Raw genomic sequence first — 21796 nt, forward strand, 5'->3', positions numbered from 1 at the left:
AAGGGCACCTTCAGGACACTCAACGTCATAAAGGTGACCTTCGGGACAGCTTTGTCCACAATGGATGATCGTCAGAGGCGTTGCGAAAGCCCTCTTCTGTGCGTGGTGAAGGGCGCTTTTCCTGCATGACATGCGGTGAAAGCGTCCTTCAGCCACTTTGTCCGCCTAGACGCCACCTCGGCCCGGCCCGGTGTTGCGAAAGCCACTTTCGCAACGTCGCCTCAGTACATGAAGGCCCCCTTCCTGTACTGAGGCGCAAGGAAGGGGGCCTTCATGTACTCACGAGCCTACTTCTTGTACAGGGCTTCGATGTCGGTCGCGTAGTTCTTGTTCACGATGTTGCGCTTCAGCTTCAGGCTCGGCGTGATCTCGCCGCCTGCCTCGGTGAAGTCCTTCGAGAGGATCGTGAACTTCTTGATCGCCTCGGCCTGCGAAACCGCGCTGTTGGCCTGATCGACGGCCGTCTGGATCTCGGCGCGCAGCTCGGCGTCATCGGCCAGGTCGGACACCGAGGCGTCGGCGGGCTTGCCGTGCTGCGACTTCCACGACGGGAAGTACTCCTCGTCGATGGTGATCAGCGCGCCGATGAACGGCCGCTGGTCGCCGACGACCATCGCCTGGCTGACCAGCGGGCTGGCCTTGATGGTGTCCTCGAGCCCGGACGGGGCGACGTTCTTGCCGCCCGCGGTCACGATGATCTCCTTCTTGCGGCCGGTGATCTTGAGGAACCCGTCCCGGTCCAGCTCGCCGAGGTCGCCGGTGTGGAACCAGCCGTCTTCGAGCGCTTCGGCGGTCGCTTCGGGGTTGTTGAAGTAGCCGCTGAAGACGACGTCGCCCTTGAGCAGGATCTCGCCGTCTTCGGCGATCCGCACCGAGGTGCCGGCGACCGGGCGGCCCACGGTGCCGACGCGGAATCCGTCCTGGGTGCCGACACAGGCGGCGGCGGACGTCTCGGTCAGGCCGTAGCCCTCGAACACCGGGACGCCGATGCCGCGGAAGAAGTGCGCGAGCCGCACGCCGAGCGGGGCACCGCCGGACACCGCGGCCACGCACCGGCCGCCGAGGGCCGCGCGCAGCTTGGTGAACACCAGCTTGTCGAACAGCGCGTGCTTGATCTTGAGGCCCAGCCCGGCGCCGCCGGTGTCCTGGGCCTGGCTGTACGCGACGGCGGTGGCTTCGGCGGCGTCGAAGATCTTGCCCTTGCCGTCACCGTGCGCCTTCTGCTTCGCGCCGTTGTAGACCTTCTCGAACACCCGCGGCACGGCGACGACGAACGTCGGCCGGAAGGTGCCGAGGTCGGCGACCAGGTTCTTGACGTCCGAGGTGTGCCCGAGGGTCACCCGCGCGCTGAGCGCGGTCACCGCGATGGCGCGGGCGAGGACGTGCGCGAGCGGCAGGAACACCAGCAGCGAGTTGCCCTGCTCCATCAGCTGCGGGAACGCGGCGATGTCGGCGCGGATCTCGGCGAGGAGGTTCCGGTGGGTCAGCTCGACGCCCTTGGGGCGGCCGGTCGTGCCCGAGGTGTACACGATCGTGGCCAGGTCGCCGGCCTTCACCGTGCGGCGGCGCTCATGGAGGTCGTCGTCGCTGAGTCCGGCACCCTGCTCGGTGAGGCGCTCGACGGCACCTCCCTCGATCTGCCAGGTGTGCTCCAGGGCGTCGAGACGGCCCTTGACGGTCTCCAGCGTGGCGACGTGTTCGTCGGTCTCGACGAACACGGCCTTCGCGGCCGAGTCCGAGAGGATCCAGTGGACCTGCTCGGCCGAGGACGTGTCGTAGATCGGGACGGTGACCGCGCCTGCGGCCCAGATCGCGAAATCGATCAGGGTCCATTCGTAGCGGGTCTTGGACATGAGCCCGACCCGGTCGCCCGGAGCGATGCCCGCCTCGGCCATTCCCTTGGCCACGGCCAGAACCTGGGCGGCGAAGTCTTTGGCGGTGACGTCCAACCAGGTACCGTCGACCTGGCGGCGGAAACTCACCACATCGGAGAACCGCTCGGCGTTCGCCCAGACGACGTCGGCGAGATTTTCGTCGTCGTTCACCGGAGTGGCGGCGGGGGCGCTGTATTCGCGCACGAGGAACCTCCGTGTTCGCGTGCAAGTGGTGTGACCGGTGTTACCCGCCAGTCAACTTAGCGTGCCGTGCACCTTAAGACCATGCTGACGAATCGGCCATACCCAGGGCATGACATTCTGCCGCTGTGAACCAGGCTCCGCCAGCTCTCGACATCGTCGACGAGACCTTCCTCGTGGTCCCGCCCTCCACCGTGGCCGCCGCGTTCGCCGATCCGCGATCTTGGTCACGTTACTGGCCGGACCTCGTCCTGGAGGTCTACACCGATCGCGGCGACGAAGGATTGCGCTGGACCGTGCGCGGTGCCTTGATCGGTACCATGGAGGTCTGGCTCGAGCCGGTGCTCGACGGCACTTTGCTGCACTACTTCCTGCGCGCCACTCCCGCCGGTCCGGACGGGGCGCCGCGCGTGCTCCAGCCCCGTGACCTGCGGCGGGAGTTCGATCGCAGGGCCCGTGCCGCCAAGGCGATCGCGCTCGGGCTCAAGGAGGTCCTCGAGGACGGGCGCGAGCCCGGGGTCGGTCCCCGGGCCGAGTAGGGGAGAGCATGCGGGTTCACGTGGTGTCGGACGTGCACGGCAACGCCGACGCGCTCAAACGCGCGGGCGACGGCGCCGACGCGCTGGTCGTGCTGGGCGACCTGCTGGACTTCGTCGACTACCGCGAGCACGACAAGGGCATCATGGGCGCGCTGTTCGGCGCCGAGAAGGTCGGCGAGTTCGCGCGGCTGCGGCGTGAGGGCACTCGTGATGAGACCGTTGCCTTCTCGCGATCGTTGTGGGCCACTTTGGCCGATCCCGCCGCCGCGGTCGGCGAGGCGATCCAGGACCAGTACGCCGTCCTGTTCGGCGCTTTGACCGCTCCGACGTTCGCGACCCCCGGCAACGTCGACGACCCGTCGCTGTGGCCCGAGTTCGCCGGCGACGGCACCACCGTCCTCGACGGCGAGGTCGCCGAGTTCGGCGGGCTGCGCTTCGGGTTCATCGGCGGCGCGCTGCTCCCGCCGAACGTGGTCCCGCGCCGCAACGGCTTCTGGCGGCCGTACCTGCGCACCCGCGAGGAGTACGACGCCGCGGTCGCCGGGCTGGAGAGGGTGGACGTCCTGTGCAGCCACATCCCGCCCGCCATCCCGGAACTGACCTACGACGTGATCGCGCGGCGGTCCGAGATCGGTTCGGCGGCGCTGGTGGACCTCATCCGCGAGCAGCGGCCGCGCTGGTCGGTCTTCGGGCACGTCCACCAGCCGCTGACCCCGCGGACGAGGGTCGGCAGGACCGAATGCCGTAACGTCGGTCACTTCAAAGAGACCTCTCAGCCCTACGTGCTTCGCTGGTGACAGTCGGTCCCGGCTAGAGTTCGGGGCATGGCCGAGCAGTCCACGCAGTCCATCGAGGTCGACGCCGAGCCCGCGCGGGTCATGGCCGTCATCGCCGACTTCCCCGCGTACCCGGAATGGGCCAAGGCCGTCCGGGAGACCGAGGTCCTCGCCGAGGACGACAACGGCCGCGCCAAGCAGGTGAAACTCACCCTCGACGCCGGGCCCATCAAGGACGTCTACACCCTCGAGTACGACTGGGACGCCGACGGCAACGGAGTCAGCTGGCACCTGGTCAAGGGGCAGATGCAGAAGGCCCAGAACGGCCGCTACACCCTCGAAGCGCTGGGCGCCGGCCGCACCAAGGTCACGTATACGCTGTCCGTCGAGCTGGCGCTGCCGATGATCGGGCTGCTGCGCCGCAAGGCCGAGAAGATGGTCATGGACACCGCGCTCAAGGAGCTCAAGAAGCGCGCTGAAGCATCCTGAGTCGAAGGGTAGGCATGCGGATCCTGCTGTTCACCGGCAAGGGGGGTGTCGGCAAGACCACGCTGGCCGCGGCGACGGCGGCGGCACTGGCGGGCCGGGGCAGGAAGACGCTCGTGGTCTCGACCGACCCGGCGCATTCCCTCGGTGACGCCTTCGGCCGCGCGCTCGGCGGCGAACCGTCCGAAGTGGACACCCTTCTCCATGCCGCCCAGATCGACACCCGCGGCCTCGTCGACAGCACCTGGCGCGAACTCCGGCAGGAACTTCAGGCCGCGCTCGCGGGAGCGGGCCTCGACTCGCTCGACGCCGAAGAACTCACCGTGGTGCCTGGTGTGGACGAACTCCTCGCCCTCACCGAAGTGCAGCGCCTCGCCGAGCACGGTCCCTGGGAGACGGTCGTCGTCGACTGTGGACCGACCGCGGAAACGCTGCGCCTGCTGGCGTTGCCCGAAGCCGTCTCCGGCTATTTGTCGAGGATGTTCAAACCGGGCGCGCGGCGGACGGCGACCGCGGTGCGGCGGCTCGGCGCGCATCTGGAGTCGCTGCGCACCCTGCTGACCGATCCGGCCACCACGACCGTGCGGCTCGTGCTGACCCCGGAACGCGTCGTCGTCGCGGAAGCCCGCCGCACGCTCAGTTCCCTTGCCCTGCGCGGAATCCTGGTCGACGGCCTGATCGTCAACCGGCTGATGCCCGCGCCCGGGTTCTGGCGCGGCGCGGCGGCCACCTGGATGCGGACCCGGCGCGCGCAGCAGAACACCGTCCTCGCCGAACTCGCCGAGGCGGGCTTCGGGCCCGGGCAGGTGAAGCCTGTCGAGTATCGCGCGGTCGAGCCGGTGGGGCTCGAGGCGCTGCAGGAGATCGCGTACGAGCTCTACCGGGGCCTGGATCCCCTGGCGGGAAACGAAAAAGGTGTGACCCCGCTGTTGCGGGTGTCCGAATCGGACAGCGGCTACGAGCTGCGGATCGCGGTGCCATTGCACCGCGACTCCGAAGTGGACCTGGCCAGAGTGGACGATGATCTCGCCGTCACCGTGGACGGTTTCCGGCGGCTGATCGCGCTGCCGGAGATGTTGCGCCCGTGCCGGATCACCGGTGCGGAATCCGACGCGCACGGCCTGGTCGTGAGCCTGGCCGGGAACCGGGGACCCGGGTGAGCGAGAACAACGAGAACACCGGATCGGGGCCGCTCGACCTGGCCGAAGAGATCCGCCTCCTGGTCGAGCTGGTCGTCGAGCACGCCGCGCCGTGGCTCGAGGGCCTGATCTCCGCCGGGCACGGGTGCACCGACCACGATTCCGGCGGCTGGTGCCCGCTGTGCGCGATCGTCGGGGTGTTCCGCGGGGAGCGGCCCGAGTTCGTGGCACGCCTGATGGAGCAGGCCGCGCAGCTCGTCGCGCTGCTGCGGGCGGTGCTCGCCGATCGATGGGAACCCGAGGCGGGCGTGCACATGCCGGGGTTCCAGCCTGCGCGGAAGGAGCCCACGGCCGAAGATGTCCAGGTGGGAGCTTCGCGGGTCCAGCACATCACGGTGACCAGGCGCGACGCTTGGCAGCCGGACCGGGAGAACTGAGTTGCTGACGGTAGGGGTGGACGTCGGGGGCACGAGTGTGCGCGCCGGCGTGGTGGACGAGCACGGCTCGCTGATGGACACGGCCAGGGTCGGGACTCCCAGCGGGGAGGACGCGCTCGAGGACGCCATCGCCGGGGTCGTCGAAGATCTCCGCAACCGGCACGACGTCTCCGGTGTCGGCCTCGCGGTCGCCGGGTTCGTCGCGAAGGACCGCCGGACGGTGATGTTCGCGCCGCATCTGTCCTGGCGTGCCGCGCCGGTCGCCGAGCGCATCGAAAAGCGGGTCGGCCTGCCGGTGACCCTGGAACACGACGTGAACGCCGCCGCGGTCGGCGAGTACCGCTTCGGGGCCGCCCGTGGCGCTCATGTCGCCGCGCTGATCGCACTGGGCACCGGCATCGGCGCGGGACTGCTGCTCGACGGCAAGATCTACCGGGGCGCGTACGGTGTCGCGCCGGAACTCGGGCATCTGACCGTCGTCCCCGGCGGCAGGCCCTGCCCGTGCGGGAAGTACGGCTGCTGGGAGCGGTACTGCAGTGGGACGGCGCTGGCCGCGACGGCGGTGGAACTGCTCGCGCGGCATCCCGGCCGCTCGACCGTGCTCGCGCGCGAGACCAGGGGAGATCCCGGCTCGGTCACCGGCCGCCGGGTCGCCGGTGCCGCCCGCGACGGCGACCCGATCGCCCAGCGCGCGATGACCGAGCTGGCGAAATGGCTGGCCGAGGGCCTGGCCCTGGTCGCCGACGTCTTCGATCCCGAGATCATCGTGATCGGCGGCGGGGTGTCCGAATCGGCGCCGCTGTTCCTCGACGAGGCGCGCGAACGCTACGCGGACAAGATCACCGGCGCCGGGCACCGTCCGCTGGCGCGGATCCGGGCCGCGCACCACGGCGACGATTCGGCGATCGTCGGTGCCGCCGCGCTCGCCGTCGACGCGGCGAAGGCTCCCGGCGCCCAGGTCGGTGTGACAGGCTGAAGCCGTGACCCGGCGAGACGGCAACGGCTTCGTGAAATGCGACTTCGGGCATCTTCACTGGGGTTTGAACGGCGCCGCCGGGCTGCTGTTGTCCGATCCCGCGCGCGGTGTCCTGCTGCAGCGGCGGGCCTGGTGGGTCCATCATGGACGTACCTGGGCGCTGCCTGGGGGCGCCGTCGAGGCGGGGGAGAGCCCGCGTGAGGCCGCCACCCGGGAGGCGCACGAGGAGGCGGACATCCCGCCCGGCCGGGTCCGCGCGCTGGCGGCGTCGCACGTCGATCACGGGAACTGGCGCTACACCACGGTCCTGGCCGCGCCGATCGGCCCGCTTTCGGCCAGGGTGACGAGTGCGGAGAGCGCGGAACTGCGGTGGGTCCGGGCGGCCGAGGTCGCGGACTTCAGGCTGCACCGGGATTTCGCGGCGGCGTGGCCGGGATTGAGGGAACACTTGGATCGCGGGCTGGTACTGGTGGTCGACGGCGCGAACGTCGTCGGGTCGCGGCCGGACGGCTGGTGGCGTGACCGGCGTGGGGCCGCGGAACGGTTGCGGGACAAGCTCGCGACCCTGGCCGGAACCGGGCTCGCCGATCCGGCGCTCCCCGGTGGCGGCGAATGGTCGTGGTGGCCGAAGGTCGTGCTGGTCGTCGAGGGCAAGGCGCGGGGAGTCGCGCCGGTGCCCGGTGTCGAGGTCGTCGAGGCGGAGTCCGACGGGGACTCCCGGATCGTCGCCGTCGCGCGGGAGGCCCGGGCGGCCGGTCCGGACGACCACGTCGTCGTGGTGACCGCCGATCGTGAACTGCGGTCCCGCGTGGAGGCACTGGGCGCCACGACCTTCGGCCCCGGCACTCTTCTGGGGCACCTCGACTAAGGACGCGCGATCTTCCCGTCCCGCATCTCCGCGATGAGCGAAGCGACGACGGCGCGGAGGCTGCCGTTGTACTGCTTCGCCACCGCGCGCTGCCGCAGGTAGCTGGGCCCGCAGGTCAGGATGGTCTCCACCGACCGCAGTTCGTCGGCGCAGTCCAGGCGCCGGGCGACCGGTTCCAGCCGGTTCAGCAGGTCGTAGGTGTCGTCGGTGACCATCCGTTCGTTGCCCGCCGCGTCGAGGATGACGATCGCGTCGACGCCGTAGCGCGCCGCGCGCCACTTGTTCTCCTGGACGTGCCACGGCGGCAGCGTCGGCAGGATCTCGCCGTCGTCGAGGCGCGCGCTGAAGTCGTCGACCAGGCATTGGGTCAGCGCGGAGATCGCCCCGACCTCCTCCAGCGTCGGCAGCCCATCGCACACCCGCATCTCGATCGTCCCGAAATGCGGGGCGGGCCGGATGTCCCAGCGGATCTCGGAGAAGTGGTCGATCACGCCCGTGGTGAACATGTCGTCGACGTAGCTCTCCAGCTCGGTCCACTTCCGGAACTGGAACGGCAGCCCGGCCGTCGGCAGCTGCTGGAACATCAGCGCGCGGTTCGACGCGTACCCGGTGTCCTCGGCGCCCCAGTACGGGGAAGACGCCGAAAGCGCTTGCAGATGCGGCGCGTACTTGAGCAGCGCGTCCAGGATCGGCAGGACCTTGTCGCGGTGGTCGACGCCGACGTGCACGTGGACGCCGTAGATCAGCATCTGCCGTCCCCACCACTGGGTCCGGTCGATGAGCTTGGCGTAACGCTCCTTGTCGGTGACCTTCTGCTGGTACCACGTCGAGAACGGATGCGACCCCGCCGAGAACAGTTCGACGCCCAGCGGGTCGAGCACCGAATGCACGACGTCCAGCGAGTCGTTCAGATCGGCTTTGACCTCGGCGATCGTGTCGCAGATCCCGCTGATCACCTCGATGGTGTTGAGCAGCAGCTCCTGCTTGATCTTCGGATGCTCCTCCTCGCCGCCGGGACGGACGGCGTCGAGCACCTCTTCCGCGACCGACGAGAGCTCACCGGTCCGCCGGTCGACGAGGGCGAGCTCCCATTCCGCGCCGACCGTCGACCGGCGCGAGGGGGTGAAGTCGATCTTCATCTTCCGAATTGTCCGGCAGATCAGACCTGGGCGCCGTTGTGCGGATCCGCACCGGGCGGCGGCCCCTGGCGCACCCGCAGCAGGAGCAGGGCGATCGCGGTCGCGAGGGCGAGGATGCCGAGCGGGGTGCCGAGCCGGGTGCCCATGCCGATCAGGTTGGGCGCGATCAGGAGCAGCAGGCCGAGCAGGAAGAACAGCAGGACGATGAACGCGCCCTTGCGCGGACGCGGCAGGGGAGGCGGCTCGGGCGGCACGAAATGGCCCTCGTCGTCGCTCGACCCGGCGGGGTCGTCCTCGAAGAGGGTCTTGTCCCAGCTGGTGCCGCCCCCTCGCCAGCCCGGCTCGGGTTCGGCGTCCGGCTGCTCGGGCCGCGGGGTCTTCTCGGCGGGCTTTTCCGCCGGTTTCTCCAGTTCCTCGTCCGGGAACAGACCGACGCCCTCCGCACGGAGGTCGGCCACGATCTCGGCGAACGTCGCGTCGACGTCCTCCGGCCCGTCCTTGCCTCTGCTCATCCGGCGTCCACCTGTCCCGCCCGGCGCACGGACCGGGCGAAGTCCACCGTACGCGTGAAGATCAGGCCCGCGTCGTGGTCTTGGGTGGCGACGTGGAAGCTGTTCTCCAGCACCACCTCGGTCACGTCCTCGCTGCCGATCTCGTCCAGGATCACCTGGGAGTTGACCGGCTCCACGATGTGGTCGACGGCCGAGTGGAGCAGCAGCACCGGCTGGGTCACCTTGCCCAGATCCGCGCGGGTGACCTTCCACAGCTTCACCAGGCTCGCCGCGGCGCGCACGGGCGTCCGTGAGTAGGCAAGCTCCGTCTCACCGGGCTTCGCGATGTCGTTCGCCACTCCCGGCACCGACCGCAGGATCTTCGACAGGACGGGCAGCAGCTTGGCGTCCCAGCGCAGCGTCAGGATGGCCGGGTTCACCAGCACGATGCCCGCGATCCGGTCGCCGAACTCCTCGGCCAGCCGCAGCGTCAGTGTCCCGCCCATCGACATCCCGGCGACGAACACCGTCTCGCAGGTCGAGAGGAGGGCGAGCAGCTCTTCACGGACCGCGCCGTACCAGTCCTCCCAGCCTGTCCGGTTCATGTCCTGCCACCGGGTCCCGTGTCCCGGAAGGAGCGGGCAGCGCACCGTGTAACCGGCTTCGGCCAGATGGTCTCCCCAGGGCCGCATGCTCGCGGGGGTGCCGGTGAATCCGTGGCACAGCAGGAACCCTGCTTCGGTCGAACCGGTGTGAGCGAACGGTTCCGCGCCGGCGAGGACGGCCATGCGATCGCCTTCCGTGAGAGCTGGGTAGGTCTCCTATGTTCGCACGACCGGAGCGGCTTGTGGGCCCCCGGCCACCGGCGGAATCGGGCCGGACCGGATGTGAGATCCGTCGCTGGGTGCGGGTAACCGGGTGGACTTCGTTGTGCCGGGGGTGCGTGATTCGTAGTCTTGACCATCGGGCGCGGGGGTTGAGCTGCTAGGAGGAGTTTTCGCAGTGCTGTACTGGCTCATGAAACACGTGTTTATCGGGCCACTGCTCAAGGCGCTGTGGCCCACCAAAGTCGTCGGCGCGGAGAACATCCCCGAGCACGGCGGCGCGATCCTCGCGGGCAACCACCTCGCGGTCGCCGACTCCTTCTTCATGCCGCTGCGCGTGAAGCGCAAGGTGACCTTCCCGGCCAAATCGGAGTACTTCACCGAAAAAGGCTTCAAGGGCCTGCTGAAGAAGTGGTTCTTCACCGGCGTCGGCCAGTTCCCGATCGACCGCTCCGGCGGCAACGCCGCGCAGGCCGCGCTCGACACCGCGACCCGGCTGGTCCGCGAGGGACACCTCCTCGGCATCTACCCCGAAGGCACCCGCTCCCCGGACGGCCGCCTGTACAAGGGCAAGACCGGCGTCGCGCGGATCGCGCTCGAATCCGGCGGCGTCGTGGTCCCGGTCGCCATGATCGGCACCGACAAGGTCAACCCGATCGGCTCGAAGATGTGGTGGCCGCGACGCCTCGAGATCCGCTTCGGCAAGCCGCTCGACTTCTCGCGCTACGAAGGCCTCGCCGGCGACCGCTTCATCGAGCGGTCCATCACCGACGAGATCATGTACGCGCTCATGGAGCTCTCCGGCCAGGAGTACGTCGACATCTACGCCGCCAAGGCGAAGGAACTGATCGCCGCCGAAGAGGCGGGGCTCCGCCCCAAGGTGCCCGCGCAGCCGTCCGCCAAGGACGTCGCCCGTATCCCGGACACCAAGGTCGGCTGAGCCCCCACTAGGGTTCTCCGGTGCGCTTTTTCTACGACACCGAATTCATTGAGGACGGCGTGACCATCGATCTGGTGTCGATCGGTGTCGTGGACGAAAGAGGACGCGAGTTCTACGCGGTCTCGACCGATTTCGATCCCGGCAAGGCAGGCCCCTGGGTCCGCGACAACGTGCTCCCGAAACTCCCGTCGCCCGCCGACCCGGCGTGGCGCAGCCGCGAGAAGATCCGCACGGACCTGCTCGAGTTCTTCGGCAAGCCGCCCGGCGGGATCGAGCTGTGGGCCTGGTTCGCCGCGTACGACCACGTCGCGCTGGCGCAGCTGTGGGGGCCGATGCCCGCGCTGCCGCGTCAGCTGCCGCGGTTCACGCGGGACCTGCGGCAACGCTGGGAGGACGCGGGCAAGCCGAAGCTGCCCTCGGCGCCGGACGACCAGCACGACGCGCTGGCGGACGCGCGGCACAACTACCAGCGTTGGCAGATCATCGAGTCCTACTGGCACCGGTAGGCCCTTGCCTTGAAGTACGTGAAGGACCCCTTCCTGTACCTAGGCGCAAGGACGGGGGCCTTCATGTACTTGGACTGGCGTGGCTGCTGGGGCTGGAGTGACGGTTCGGGTCGCGTGAGGGGAACTTTGAGGGACTCTGGGTCCCTCAAGGTGGCCTTCACAGCCTCGCGGTCTGCTTCGCTACGGCAGGGGCCTGACGCGAAGGACGCCATCCCCGCGTGGCATGCGACGAAAGCTCCCTTCGCGGCCCAAGACGCGAGGCCTCCACCCCCTCGACGCCCCCGCGCGATGCCATGAACGGTCCTTTCCTTGCAGAATTTGCCAGGAAAGGACCGTTCCTAGCGTTCGAGAGGCTCTCAGCGGCGTGAGTCCACCGCCTCGGCGAGGGTGTCCAGCAGTTCGGCCGTCGTGTCCCAGCCGAGGCAAGCGTCCGTGATCGACTGCCCGTAGGTGAGCGAAGCGGCTGAACCCAGCGTCAGGTCCTGCCGTCCCTCCACCAGGAAGCTCTCCAGCATCAGCCCGGCGATACCCCGCTCACCGGCGCCGATCCGCTCCGCGAGTTCACGGACGACCGCGGCCTGCCGCACGTGGTCCTTCGCGCTGTTGCCGTGGCTCGCATCGATGATCACGCGCTCCGGCAGCCCCGACTTCGCCAGCCGCGCGAGCGTGTCGGCCACCGTCGCGGGGTCGTAGTTCGGGCCCGCGGAGCTGCCGCGCAGGATCACGTGGCAGTCCTCGTTGCCCGCCGTGGTGATCAGCGCGGCGAGCCCGTCGGGGTTGATACCCGCGAAGACGTGGCTGGCGCCGGCCGCGCGGGTGGCGTCGACGGCGACCTGGACGTCGCCCTCGGTCGAGTTCTTGATCCCGACCGGCATCGACAGCGCGCTGCACAGCTGCCGGTGCACCTGGCTCGCCGCGGTCCGTGCGCCGATGGAACCCCAGGTCACGGTGTCGGAGATGAACTGCGGGGTGATCGGGTCGAGGAACTCGCAGCCCACCGGCAGGCCGAGCGCGGAGATGTCGAGCAGCAGTTTCCGCGCCATCCGCAGGCCGTGGTTGACCTCGTACGTGCCGTCGAGGCCGGGGTCGTTGATCAGGCCCTTCCAGCCGAGCGTGGTCCGCGGCTTTTCGAAGTACACCCGCATGACGATGTGCAGGTCGCGGCGGTGTTCTTCGGCCTTGGCGGCGAGGCGGCGGGCGTAGTCGAGCGCGGCGTCCGCGTCGTGCACCGAGCAGGGCCCGACGACGACGAGGAGGCGGTCGTCCCTGCCGTCGAGGATGTCGACGGCCGAGGCCCGCCCGGCTAGGACGGTATCGGCGATTTCCGCCGTCATCGGATGCTCGTGCCGCAGCATCGCGGGCGACAGCAGCGGGTTGATGGCCGACGTGCGGTGCCCGTCGAGGGCGATCAGGGTGTCAGCGGAGGGAGACATCGCGGGTCTGGTTCCTTTCGAAAGGGATACCGACCCGCGGGAACTCGCCGAGCCGGTGTGATTCCGGCTCGGGGTGGACGTCAGCGCAGGTTCACGCGGCCGTGCCCACCCGGGGCCGGCTTCGTAAACCAGAAATAGCGCTGCACGGCGCCAAGCTAGCACATCCCGGACGTGGACCGATTCCCGAGGTGGTCCGCCCTGCACCGATCCAGAGAACTCCCGCTACGCTGGCGGCGGGACATGTGACTGTCATCTCTACGGAACACAAGACGGAGGCTTCTCATGCGTGTCGGTGTGCTGACCGGCGGTGGCGACTGCCCGGGGCTCAACGCGGTGATCCGCGCTGTGGTGCGCAAGGGCATCGAGGTACACGGCTGGGACATCGTCGGGTTCCGCAACGGCTGGAACGGTCCCCTCACCGGGGACAGCCGCCCGCTCGGCCTGAACGACGTCGAGGACATCCTGACCCGCGGCGGCACGATCCTGCGGTCGTCGCGGACCAACCCGTACAAGGTTGACGGGGGCGTCGACAAGATCAAGTCCGTGCTCGCCGAGCAGCAGGTCGACGCGCTGATCGCGATCGGCGGCGAGGACACCCTCGGCGTCGCGAAGCGGCTCACGGACGACGGTGTCGGCGTCGTCGGGGTGCCCAAGACGATCGACAACGACCTCGGCGCCACCGACTACACCTTCGGCTTCGACACGGCCGTCTCGATCGCCACCGAGGCCATCGATCGGCTGCACACGACGGCCGAGTCGCACCACCGGGCCCTGGTCGTCGAGGTCATGGGACGGCACGCGGGCTGGATCGCGCTGCACTCCGGTCTCGCCGGCGGCGCGAGCGTGATCCTGGTGCCGGAGCGGCACTTCAGCGTCGACCAGGTCGTCTCGTGGGTCGAGCGCCGGTTCGAGAAGGAGTACGCGCCGATCATCGTGGTCGCCGAGGGCGCGCTGCCCGAGGGCGGCGAGGAGAAGCTGCTGACCGGGGAGAAGGACGCCTTCGGTCATGTCCGGCTCGGCGGTATCGGCACCTGGCTGGCCGACGAGATCGCCGCCCGCACCGGCAAGGAGTCCCGCGCGGTCGTGCTCGGGCACGTCCAGCGCGGTGGCACCCCGACGGCGTACGACCGCGTGCTCGCCACCCGGTTCGGGCTCAACGCGGTCGACGCCGTCGCCGACGGTGACTTCGGTGTGATGGTGGCGCTGCGCGGCACGGACATCGTCCGCGTCAAGCTCGCCGAGGCGACCGCCGAGCTGAAGACCGTCCCGGTCGAGCGGTACGAAGAGGCCGAGGTCTTCTTCGGCTGAGCCCTGTTTCGGGAGAAGGCCCCTTACTTTGTGCTGAGTTCGGGTAAGGGGCCCTCCTTTTCTTGCGGCGCCGCCTCCGCGACAAGTTGAATCGCCCTTTGGGGATCCGGGCGAAAGGGACGGCGGCTCTCATGGCGGGTGCGGGATCCAGTAGGCGCGAATTCCTGAAGTGGCTGGCCGTCGGCGGGACCGGAGTGGCGTTCGCCGCGCTGCTGCCCGGTACGGCAGGCGCCGACCTGGGCGAGATCGTCGTCATCGCCGAGGTCACGCTGATCGACGGCACGGGTTCGGCTCCGCGGCCCGGCGTTTCGGTCGTGCTCGCCGGTGACCGGATCGTCTGGGTGGGCGGCTCCGCCGAGATTCCGGACACCGATGGCGCGCGAGTGATCGACGGCCGCGGCAAGTACCTCGTCCCTGGGCTCTGGGATATGCACACCCACAGCGCGGACCTCGAGGAAGTCGTCCCGCCCCTGCACCTGATCCACGGTGTCACGGGGGTCCGCGAGATGTGGGGGTACGCGGAGAACCGCGAGACGAAGGCCAAGATCGAACGCGGCGAGCTGCTCGGCCCGCGGATGGTGCTGGCGAGCGGGATCGTCGACGGGCCGGTCACGCTTCTGGCGCCGCCGGTGCTCCCTGTGTCGACGGCGGACGAAGCACGCGCCGTCGTCCGTGCGGAGAAGGCCGCGGGCGCCGAATTCGTCAAGACCTACTCCTACCTCGGACGCGACGCCCTGCGCGCCGTCGCGGAGGAATCTCGCGCGCAAGGCCTCCGGTTCTCGGGGCACTGGCCGTACAAGCTCTCCCACATCGAGGTGAGCGACCTCGGCCAGCACAGCCTCGAGCATTTCTTCGGAGTGTCCGTCCACTGCTCGTCCCGGCGCGACGAGATCCTCGACAGGCTGACGGCGACGCCCTACGACCCCGCGGAGCCGCGTGCCTTCTTCGACCTTGCGCGGCGGCTGGAGTTCGAATCGGTCACCACGTACGACCGCGGCCGGGCGCAGGCGTACTTCGGCAGGCTGCGGCGCAACGGCACCTGGCATTCGCCGACGCTGACGATCAACCGGGTGGTCACGCAGCCCGCGGAAACCCACCAGCATGACCCGCGGCTGAAATACGTGCCCGCCGATGTCCGCGAGAGCTGGGCCAAGGGCATCGAACGCGTCACGCCCAAGACGCCGGAGGACATCGCCCTCCAGGAGCGCTATTACCAGGAGACGCTGCGGCTGGTCGGCGTCGCGCACGAAGCGGGCGTCGGCCTCATCGGCGGCACCGACTGCTTCAACCCGTACACCTTCCCCGGCAGCGGGCTGCACGAGGAACTCGCCTTCCTGGTCGAGGCCGGGCTTTCCCCGGTCCAGGCACTGAGGACCGTCACGGGTGACGCCGCGAAGTTCCTCGGCAGGGAAGAGACGTCGGGCACGGTGACGGTGGGGAAGGAGGCGGATCTCGTGCTCCTGGACGCGAACCCGGCCGCCGACATCCGCAACGTCGCGAAGATCGACACGGTGATCACCCGAGGCCGGGTCCTCGGCAAGGCGGAACGCCTTCGGATGCTCGACGCCGTCGAGGCCGCCGCGAACCGGCCTGCACCGGCCACGAGCGCCCGCCACCACTCCCTCGCCCTGCGGGCTTGTTGCTGCTGACCTCCCGCATTTCGTCCTCTGAACGCGGTAGTTCGCTTTGCCCACTACCGCATTCAGAGGACGAAATGCCTGGAGTCAGACGAGCGCGAGGGTGTCCAAAAGCGACACGGCGCGGGCGATGTCCTCGGTGAGCGGCCGGTCCTCGACGCTGGGGTCGAGCACCGCCACGGCCGCCTCGTAGGCGTCCCGCGCGGGCAGGGAGACGAGGTCGGCCTTCCGCATCCGCAACGCCCGGACGGCCGCGACCAGCTCGCACGCCAGCACCTGCTGGTACGCCGACCCGGCTGCGGTCGCCGCCCGCGCGGCCTGGGTGGAGAAGCTCGCGTGGTCCTCGATCCCGCGTGACACGACGGCGGTGCCGAGCGTCGCCGGGAGCGCGGCCTGCCGCAGTTCGGTGAGCGCGTCGTGCGCGACGTACTCCAGGATCATCACCCCCGAACTGCCCGACGGCCCGGCCGCGAGGAACGGCCGCAGCCCGGTGAACTCCGGCTCCACCAGGTCGCCCAGCCGGGCCACCGACAGCTCGGCGACCTGATGGACGGTCGCGCGCACCTGGTCGAGCGCGGTCGAGACGTACGCGGTGTGGAAATGCGCGTGGTGGTAGGCGTCCTGGTGCACCGTCGAGATCATCGGGTTCTCGGTGCTGGCGTTGATCTCCACCGCGAGCACGTCGCGCAGGTAGTGGATCGCGTCCAGCGCCGGCCCCTGCACCTGCGGGAAAGCGCGGAGCCCGAACGGATCCTGGATGCGCCTGCCGGGTTTCGGCGTGCCCTCCATCCCGAGCAGCCGCCGCATCTCCGCCGCGCACGCGACCTGCCCGGCGTGCGGCCGCGCCTCGTGCACGGGAGTCGCGTACGCCTCCGGGTTCCCGTCGAGCGCGATGTAGGTCAGCGCCGCGACGACGTGACTCGCCCGCGTCAGCGTGTCGAGCCGCATCGCCGCGAGGGTCGCTTCGGCCAGCGTCGCGGCGTTGCTGCTCATGAACGCGAGCGCGTCACCGGCCCGCACGGGCACGGGAGGCACACCGCCCGCCAGCCACGGCCGCTCGCCGGTGAGGGCGAGCGCGGTCTCCGCGAGCGGTGCGAGGTCGCCGGTGCCGATCGCGCCCAGCCGGTGCACCAGCGGCAGCGCCCCGGTCCGCACGGCGGCGGCCAGCGCCCCGATCAGCTCGGGACTCAGCCCCGAGCGTCCGGCCAGCAGCTGGTTGAGCCGGATCAGCATCATCGCCCTGGTCTGGCCGGGGGACATGACATCGCCGCTGCCGCCCGCGTGACTGCGCAGCAGCCGCAGCCCGTGATCCGGCGATTCGCCCTCGCCGACCGGGTCCTCCTTGTTGGCGCCGACGCCGGTGGTGCGGCCGTAGACGATGCGGCGCGTGCTCAGCTCCTCGGCGAGTTTCCACGCGCTTTCCGCGCCGCGCAGCGCGGCGATCGAGACGTCAATGCCCAGCGGACCCTCGGTGCTCGCGGCGGTCACGACGTCCGCGCAGCGCAGGGTCCGGCCGTCCACCCGGATCACGGCGGCCTCCTTTCACGACCGCCCCACTATGAACGCCCTCAGTCCGACGGCGGCTGCCAGGGCGGCCGGTTTCCCCAGTCCCATTTCGGCATGGGCTCGGGGACGGTGACCTCCCGGCCCGGTTGGGAGAACATCACCGCGAGCCTGCTGCCCCATTCGACATACGCGGCGAACGCGGAGCGGAACTCCGGATCGGCGGGCAGCCCGGCCTCGTCTGCGGCGTCGAAGAGCAGATTCACCCAGCGGCGGCGCTGCTCTTCGGTGATGGCGCGGCCGAGATGACGCCCGACCATGTGCCGGTGGCCGCCGTGGTCGTGGCTGTAGGTCTCCGGACCGCCGAACACCTCGGCGAGCCAGAGCGCGACGTGCTCGGGGTGGCCGGGGTCCATGCCGCGGAACACCGGTTCCAGCAACGGGTCCTTCAACACGTGGCCGTAGAAGACGGTGGTCAGGCGGCGCAGGGCGGCCAGCCCGCCCGCCCATGCGTACAACGTCGGCGTCTCGGTCACGTAGGGTCCTCCCAGCGGCGCTGATCTTCCGGTCCGGCAAGGCAACCACCCCGGATCGCTCGGGACAACCGCTTACTTTTCGGTGCGTGCCAACGGGAGTGACGATGAAGCGGTACCGCTGCGCGGTCGAGCTCGCGGTCGACGTCATCGGCGGCAAGTGGAAGCCGGTGATCCTTTCGCATCTGAAGGAGGGCGTGCACCGGTACGGCGAACTGCGTCGCAGGATGCCGGGCGTCAGCGAGAAGATGCTGACCCAGCACCTGCGCGAACTGGAGGCCGACGGCCTCGTGCTCCGGGAGAGCCGGGAGGGTCGGGTGCCGCACGTCGAGTACCGGCTCACCGAGGAGGGGGAGCGGTTACGCCCCGCACTCGAGGCGCTCTACGACTGGGGAACCCGGCGCGCGGCGGACCGCGGCATCGCTTTCGAGCCGTTAGCCATTCACTGACTGCCGGCTTCCCGCTGTGGCCAGGCGGCTCGGTGGGAGGGCTGGACCAGCTCTGCGAGGCGTTCGGCATATTCCATTTGGGGAATGTTCGAAAATGTCCATCCGAAAGTCTTGGTCTGAACCATTGACGCTGTGGTCTAGTCCACTTAACTTGTGCGTGTCCCGCCGCAGTCCTCTCGTCACCGCTGGTGACCGTGAAGGGAGCACGCATGTCCCGTTTGACCAGGTTCACCGCGCTCGCGGGTGCCGCGGCCGTCGCGCTCGGCGCGCTGGCCGTCGCCGCACCGGCGCAGCAGGCGGCGGCCGGACCGGAAGCATCGGAGGCTTCGGTCGGCAAGGTGCTCGGGTACTTCGCCGAATGGGGCGTCTACCAGCGGAACTACCATGTGAAGAACATCGACACGTCGGGTTCGGCGAGCAAGCTGACGCATATCAACTACTCGTTCGGCAACGTGACGAACGGTGGCTGCGCGATCGGTGACGCGGAGGCGGCGACCAGCAAGTTCTACGACGCCGCGGGCAGTGTGGACGGTGTCGCCGACAGCTGGGACCCCGGCGCGCTGCGCGGGAACTTCAACCAGCTGAAGAAGCTCAAGGCCAAGTACCCGGACCTCAAGGTGCTGTGGTCCTTCGGCGGCTGGACCTGGTCCGGCGGCTTCGGCGAGGCGGCGAAGAATCCCGCCAAGTTCGCGGAGTCCTGCTACAACCTCGTCAACGACCCGCGCTGGGCCGGTGTCTTCGACGGCATCGACATCGACTGGGAGTACCCGAACGCCTGCGGTCTCTCGTGTGACACCAGCGGACCGGCCGCGATCAAGAACCTCGCGCAGGCCCTGCGGGAGAAGTTCGGCTCGAAGCTGGTCACCGCCGCGATCACCGCGGACGGCACCGATGGCGGCAAGATCAACGCGGCGGACTACGGCGGCGCGTCGCAGTACTTCGACTGGTACAACGTCATGACCTACGACTACTTCGGCGCCTGGGCCGCGCAGGGCCCGACCGCCCCGCACTCGCCGCTGACCGGCTACGACGGCATCCCGACCGCGGGCTTCCACTCCGATGCCGCGATCCAGAAGCTGAAGGGCAAGGGCGTCCCGGCGGGCAAACTGTTGCTGGGCATCGGTTTCTACGGCCGCGGCTGGACCGGCGTCACCCAGGAGGCCCCGGGTGGCACCGCGACCGGTCCGGCGGCGGGCACCGAGCCGGGTATCCAGGACTACAAGGTCTTGAAGGACACCTGCCCGGCCACCGGCACCGTCGCGGGCACCGCCTATGCCAAATGCGGCAGCGACTGGTGGAGCTACGACACTCCCGCGACCATCGGCGGCAAGGTCACCTACGCCAAGAACCAGGGTCTCGGCGGCGCCTTCTTCTGGGAGCTGTCCGGTGACACCGCCGACGGCGAGCTGATCACCGCTCTGGCCAAGTAGGCCTCTCGCGCTTCTGTCGGTGCTGGGGATTACCGTCACCGCATGGGTTTCGAGGGTTTCGGCGAGTACGCCATCGACTTCTACGACGGTCTCGAGGCGGACAACTCCAAGTCCTACTGGGACGCGAACCTCGCCACCTACAAGGCCGACGTCCGCGCGCCGATGGAGGCACTGCTCGCCGAGCTGGTCCCGGAGTTCGGTGACGGTTTCGGTGAGGGGAAGGTCTTCCGCCCGTACCGTGACGTCCGGTTCGCCAAGGACAAGACGCCGTACAAGACCCACTGCGGCGCCGTGATCGAGCAGGGCCGCGGCGGCGGCGCGTACTACGTCGAGGTCGGCCCGGCCGGGCTGCGGGTCGGCGGCGGCTGCTTCCACTTCGAGTCCGATCAGCTGGCCCGTTTTCGCAAGGCCGTCGACACCGAACTGCGCGGCGCCGAGCTGGCCGAGATCCTCGCGAAGCTGACGAAGGCGGGCTGGGAGATCAAGGGGGACAGGCTCAAGTCGAAGCCGCGCGGTTTCACCGAGGACCATCCCCGCATCGACCTGCTGAAGTACCGCTCCGTATACGCCGTCCGCGGCTGGGAGCCGGACGACGCCCTGCACGAACGGGCCACGCTCGACCGGGTGCGGAAGGCGTGGCGGCAGGTCCGCGCGTTCAACGAGTGGGCGCGGGACCGGGTCGGGCCGAGCGAGAAGCCGCGACGATAACCACCGAACCCTGGTCGGCGGTTGCCCTCATCGCCTGGTCAACTGACACTTTTCTTGAACTTTCGGTATCGGTACAGACGTATCCGCGATGAGGGACTACGCTGTGCGAACGTGAGCCGACGCGCGAAGATCGTTTGTACCCTGGGCCCCGCGACCGCTACTCCGGAGAAGATGCGGCAACTCGTCGACGCCGGGATGGACGTCGCGAGGATGAACTTCAGCCACGGGACGCACAGCGACCACAAGCAGGTCTACGACCTCATCCGCACCGCCGCCGCCGAATCGGGCCGCGCGGTGGGCATCCTCGCCGACCTCCAGGGGCCGAAGATCCGTCTCGGCACCTTCGCGGGCGGCCCGGTCGAGTGGCACAACGGCGACATCGTGCGCATCACCGTCGAGGACGTCGCGGGCACGCACGACCGCGTCTCGACCACCTACAAGGGACTCGCCGACGACGCGAAGCCCGGCGACCGTCTCCTCGTGGACGACGGCAAGGTCGGCCTCGTGGTCAAGCAGGTCGAGGGCCCGGACGTCGTGTGCGAGGTCACCGAAGGCGGCCCCGTCAGCAACAACAAGGGCGTCTCCCTGCCGGGTATGGACGTCTCCGTGCCCGCGCTGTCCGAAAAGGACATCGAAGACCTCGAGTTCGCGCTCGAACTCGGCGTCGACTTCATCGCGCTCTCGTTCGTCCGCTCGCCCGCCGACATCGACCTGGTCCACCAGGTGATGGACCGCGTCGGCAAGGGACGCCTCCCGGTCGTCGCGAAGATCGAGAAGCCCGAAGCGGTCTACAACCTCGAAGCCATCGTGCTGGCCTTCGACGCGGTGATGATCGCCCGCGGTGACCTCGGCGTGGAACTCCCGCTGGAGCAGGTCCCGCTGGTGCAGAAGCGCACCATCCAGATCGCCCGCGAGAACGCGAAGCCGGTCATCGTCGCGACGCAGATGCTCGAGTCGATGATCAACAGCTCCCGTCCGACCCGCGCCGAGGCCTCGGACGTCGCCAACGCGGTGCTCGACGGCGCGGACGCGCTCATGCTCTCGGGTGAGACCAGCGTCGGCCGCTACGCCATCGAGGTCGTCCAGACCATGGGCCGGATCATCGAAGCCGTCGAGACCGACTCGCCGGTCGTGCCGCCGCTGTCGCACGTCCCGCGTACCAAGCGCGGTGTCATCTCCTACGCGGCGCGGGACATCGGCGAGCGGCTGAACGCCAAGGCGCTGGTCGCCTTCACCCAGTCCGGTGACACCGTCCGGCGGCTCGCGCGGCTGCACACGCGGCTGCCGCTGCTGGCGTTCACGCCGGAGGAGAGCGTCCGCAGCCAGCTCGCGATGACCTGGGGCACCACGACGCGGATCGTGCCGAAGGTGGGCTCCACCGACCAGATGATCCAGCAGGTCGACCACGCGATGCTCGAAATGGGCAAGTACGCCAAGGGCGACCTGGTGGTCATCGTGGCCGGTTCCCCGCCCGGGACCGTCGGCTCGACCAACCTCATCCGGGTGCACCGCCTCGGCGAGGACGACCACGCCTGACGTTTGGCTTTTGACGCGAGTCCGTGAAGGCCTCCTTGAGGGACCCTGGGTCTCTCAAGGAGG

General features: G+C 69.4%; 22 protein-coding genes. 15 read left to right on the forward strand and 7 right to left on the reverse strand.

The features are described 5' to 3' along the window. Nucleotides 1-287: 287 nt before the first annotated feature. Nucleotides 288-2078, reverse strand: a complete 1791-nt coding sequence (locus ACFVM3_RS07640; RefSeq protein WP_126734872.1) for a long-chain fatty acid--CoA ligase — start codon at nucleotides 2076-2078, stop codon at nucleotides 288-290. A 125-nt stretch (nucleotides 2079-2203) separates the two neighbouring features. On the opposite strand from ACFVM3_RS07640, the gene ACFVM3_RS07645 reads away from it, so the two are divergent. From ACFVM3_RS07645 to ACFVM3_RS07675, 7 genes are read left to right on the forward strand one after another with little or no spacing between them, the layout of a single operon-like run. Continuing rightward, entirely contained in the window at nucleotides 2204-2614 is a 411-nt protein-coding gene (locus ACFVM3_RS07645) for a polyketide cyclase / dehydrase and lipid transport (RefSeq protein WP_378436573.1), read from the forward strand. A gap of 8 nt (nucleotides 2615-2622) precedes the next feature. Continuing rightward, entirely contained in the window at nucleotides 2623-3411 is a 789-nt protein-coding gene (locus ACFVM3_RS07650) for a metallophosphoesterase (protein ID WP_378436575.1), read from the forward strand. Nucleotides 3412-3438: 27 nt separating this feature from the next. Then, the gene (locus ACFVM3_RS07655; RefSeq protein WP_378436577.1) at nucleotides 3439-3879 is read left to right on the forward strand and encodes an SRPBCC family protein; all 441 of its coding nucleotides are present in this window, start codon (nucleotides 3439-3441) and stop codon (nucleotides 3877-3879) included. A 14-nt stretch (nucleotides 3880-3893) separates the two neighbouring features. After that, a complete protein-coding gene (locus tag ACFVM3_RS07660; protein WP_378436578.1) occupies nucleotides 3894-5036 on the forward strand; it encodes an ArsA family ATPase in 1143 nt (380 codons plus the stop codon). Then, nucleotides 5033-5452 carry a hypothetical protein gene (locus ACFVM3_RS07665; RefSeq protein WP_378436580.1) on the forward strand — a complete coding sequence of 140 codons (420 nt, stop codon included), beginning with the start codon at nucleotides 5033-5035 and terminating at the stop codon, nucleotides 5450-5452. The genes ACFVM3_RS07660 and ACFVM3_RS07665 overlap by 4 nt, the downstream gene beginning before the upstream one ends. 16 nt (nucleotides 5453-5468) lie before the next feature. Then, nucleotides 5469-6428, forward strand: coding sequence for an ROK family protein (locus ACFVM3_RS07670; RefSeq protein ID WP_257489733.1), 960 nt, complete (start codon nucleotides 5469-5471; stop codon nucleotides 6426-6428). A 4-nt stretch (nucleotides 6429-6432) separates the two neighbouring features. Then, nucleotides 6433-7296 (forward strand): NUDIX domain-containing protein, encoded by an 864-nt coding sequence (locus ACFVM3_RS07675; RefSeq protein WP_378436582.1) that lies wholly within the window; start codon nucleotides 6433-6435, stop codon nucleotides 7294-7296. On the opposite strand, the gene ACFVM3_RS07680 is transcribed toward ACFVM3_RS07675, so the two are convergent. Genes ACFVM3_RS07680 through ACFVM3_RS07690 form a run of 3 tightly spaced genes read right to left on the reverse strand, consistent with a single transcriptional unit; the run spans nucleotide 7293 to nucleotide 9714 of the window. Next, complete coding sequence (locus ACFVM3_RS07680; protein ID WP_378436584.1) at nucleotides 7293-8435, reverse strand: glutamate--cysteine ligase; 1143 nt, start codon at nucleotides 8433-8435, stop codon at nucleotides 7293-7295. The two genes, ACFVM3_RS07675 and ACFVM3_RS07680, sit on opposite strands and share 4 nt — an antisense overlap. 20 nt (nucleotides 8436-8455) lie before the next feature. Continuing rightward, on the reverse strand, nucleotides 8456-8947 hold the full coding sequence (locus ACFVM3_RS07685) for a hypothetical protein (RefSeq protein ID WP_378436586.1): 492 nt from the start codon (nucleotides 8945-8947) through the stop codon (nucleotides 8456-8458). Beyond that, nucleotides 8944-9714: an alpha/beta hydrolase gene (locus ACFVM3_RS07690; protein ID WP_378436588.1), complete on the reverse strand. Its 771-nt coding sequence runs from the start codon at nucleotides 9712-9714 to the stop codon at nucleotides 8944-8946. The genes ACFVM3_RS07685 and ACFVM3_RS07690 overlap by 4 nt, the downstream gene beginning before the upstream one ends. A 214-nt stretch (nucleotides 9715-9928) precedes the next feature. On the opposite strand from ACFVM3_RS07690, the gene ACFVM3_RS07695 reads away from it, so the two are divergent. Both ACFVM3_RS07695 and ACFVM3_RS07700 read left to right on the forward strand, forming a co-directional pair. Beyond that, nucleotides 9929-10690: a lysophospholipid acyltransferase family protein gene (locus tag ACFVM3_RS07695; protein WP_378436590.1), complete on the forward strand. Its 762-nt coding sequence runs from the start codon at nucleotides 9929-9931 to the stop codon at nucleotides 10688-10690. Between the two features lie 20 nt (nucleotides 10691-10710). Then, complete coding sequence (locus tag ACFVM3_RS07700) at nucleotides 10711-11196, forward strand: polyadenylate-specific 3'-exoribonuclease AS (protein WP_016332795.1); 486 nt, start codon at nucleotides 10711-10713, stop codon at nucleotides 11194-11196. Nucleotides 11197-11552: 356 nt separating this feature from the next. Here ACFVM3_RS07700 and ACFVM3_RS07705 read toward each other — a convergent pair whose 3' ends face one another. Then, a complete protein-coding gene (locus ACFVM3_RS07705) occupies nucleotides 11553-12629 on the reverse strand; it encodes a 3-deoxy-7-phosphoheptulonate synthase (protein ID WP_378436592.1) in 1077 nt (358 codons plus the stop codon). Between the two features lie 282 nt (nucleotides 12630-12911). On the opposite strand from ACFVM3_RS07705, the gene ACFVM3_RS07710 reads away from it, so the two are divergent. Together ACFVM3_RS07710 and ACFVM3_RS07715 are read left to right on the forward strand one after the other, a co-directional pair. After that, nucleotides 12912-13937 (forward strand): 6-phosphofructokinase, encoded by a 1026-nt coding sequence (locus ACFVM3_RS07710; RefSeq protein ID WP_378436594.1) that lies wholly within the window; start codon nucleotides 12912-12914, stop codon nucleotides 13935-13937. A 131-nt stretch (nucleotides 13938-14068) separates the two neighbouring features. Then, complete coding sequence (locus ACFVM3_RS07715; protein WP_378436596.1) at nucleotides 14069-15586, forward strand: amidohydrolase family protein; 1518 nt, start codon at nucleotides 14069-14071, stop codon at nucleotides 15584-15586. A 75-nt stretch (nucleotides 15587-15661) separates the two neighbouring features. Here ACFVM3_RS07715 and ACFVM3_RS07720 read toward each other — a convergent pair whose 3' ends face one another. Continuing rightward, nucleotides 15662-17104 (reverse strand): aromatic amino acid ammonia-lyase, encoded by a 1443-nt coding sequence (locus tag ACFVM3_RS07720; protein WP_378436597.1) that lies wholly within the window; start codon nucleotides 17102-17104, stop codon nucleotides 15662-15664. A gap of 38 nt (nucleotides 17105-17142) precedes the next feature. Continuing rightward, the gene (locus ACFVM3_RS07725) at nucleotides 17143-17613 is read right to left on the reverse strand and encodes a group II truncated hemoglobin (RefSeq protein ID WP_378436599.1); all 471 of its coding nucleotides are present in this window, start codon (nucleotides 17611-17613) and stop codon (nucleotides 17143-17145) included. 104 nt (nucleotides 17614-17717) lie between these two features. Here ACFVM3_RS07725 and ACFVM3_RS07730 point away from each other — a divergent pair, with 104 nt between their 5' ends. The 4 genes from ACFVM3_RS07730 to pyk all read left to right on the forward strand — a co-directional run bounded on the left by ACFVM3_RS07730 (nucleotide 17718) and on the right by pyk (nucleotide 21733). After that, nucleotides 17718-18059 (forward strand): winged helix-turn-helix transcriptional regulator, encoded by a 342-nt coding sequence (locus ACFVM3_RS07730; RefSeq protein WP_378436601.1) that lies wholly within the window; start codon nucleotides 17718-17720, stop codon nucleotides 18057-18059. Nucleotides 18060-18268: 209 nt separating this feature from the next. Then, a complete protein-coding gene (locus ACFVM3_RS07735) occupies nucleotides 18269-19489 on the forward strand; it encodes a glycoside hydrolase family 18 protein (protein WP_378436602.1) in 1221 nt (406 codons plus the stop codon). A 42-nt stretch (nucleotides 19490-19531) separates the two neighbouring features. Then, nucleotides 19532-20197 carry a DUF2461 domain-containing protein gene (locus tag ACFVM3_RS07740; RefSeq protein ID WP_378436604.1) on the forward strand — a complete coding sequence of 222 codons (666 nt, stop codon included), beginning with the start codon at nucleotides 19532-19534 and terminating at the stop codon, nucleotides 20195-20197. 111 nt (nucleotides 20198-20308) lie between these two features. Then, nucleotides 20309-21733: a pyruvate kinase gene (gene pyk / locus ACFVM3_RS07745; protein ID WP_034322494.1), complete on the forward strand. Its 1425-nt coding sequence runs from the start codon at nucleotides 20309-20311 to the stop codon at nucleotides 21731-21733. Nucleotides 21734-21796 lie beyond the last annotated feature (63 nt).

Origin of the sequence: Amycolatopsis sp. NPDC057786, assembly GCF_042797905.1 — a bacterium.
Taxonomy (GTDB): domain Bacteria; phylum Actinomycetota; class Actinomycetes; order Mycobacteriales; family Pseudonocardiaceae; genus Amycolatopsis.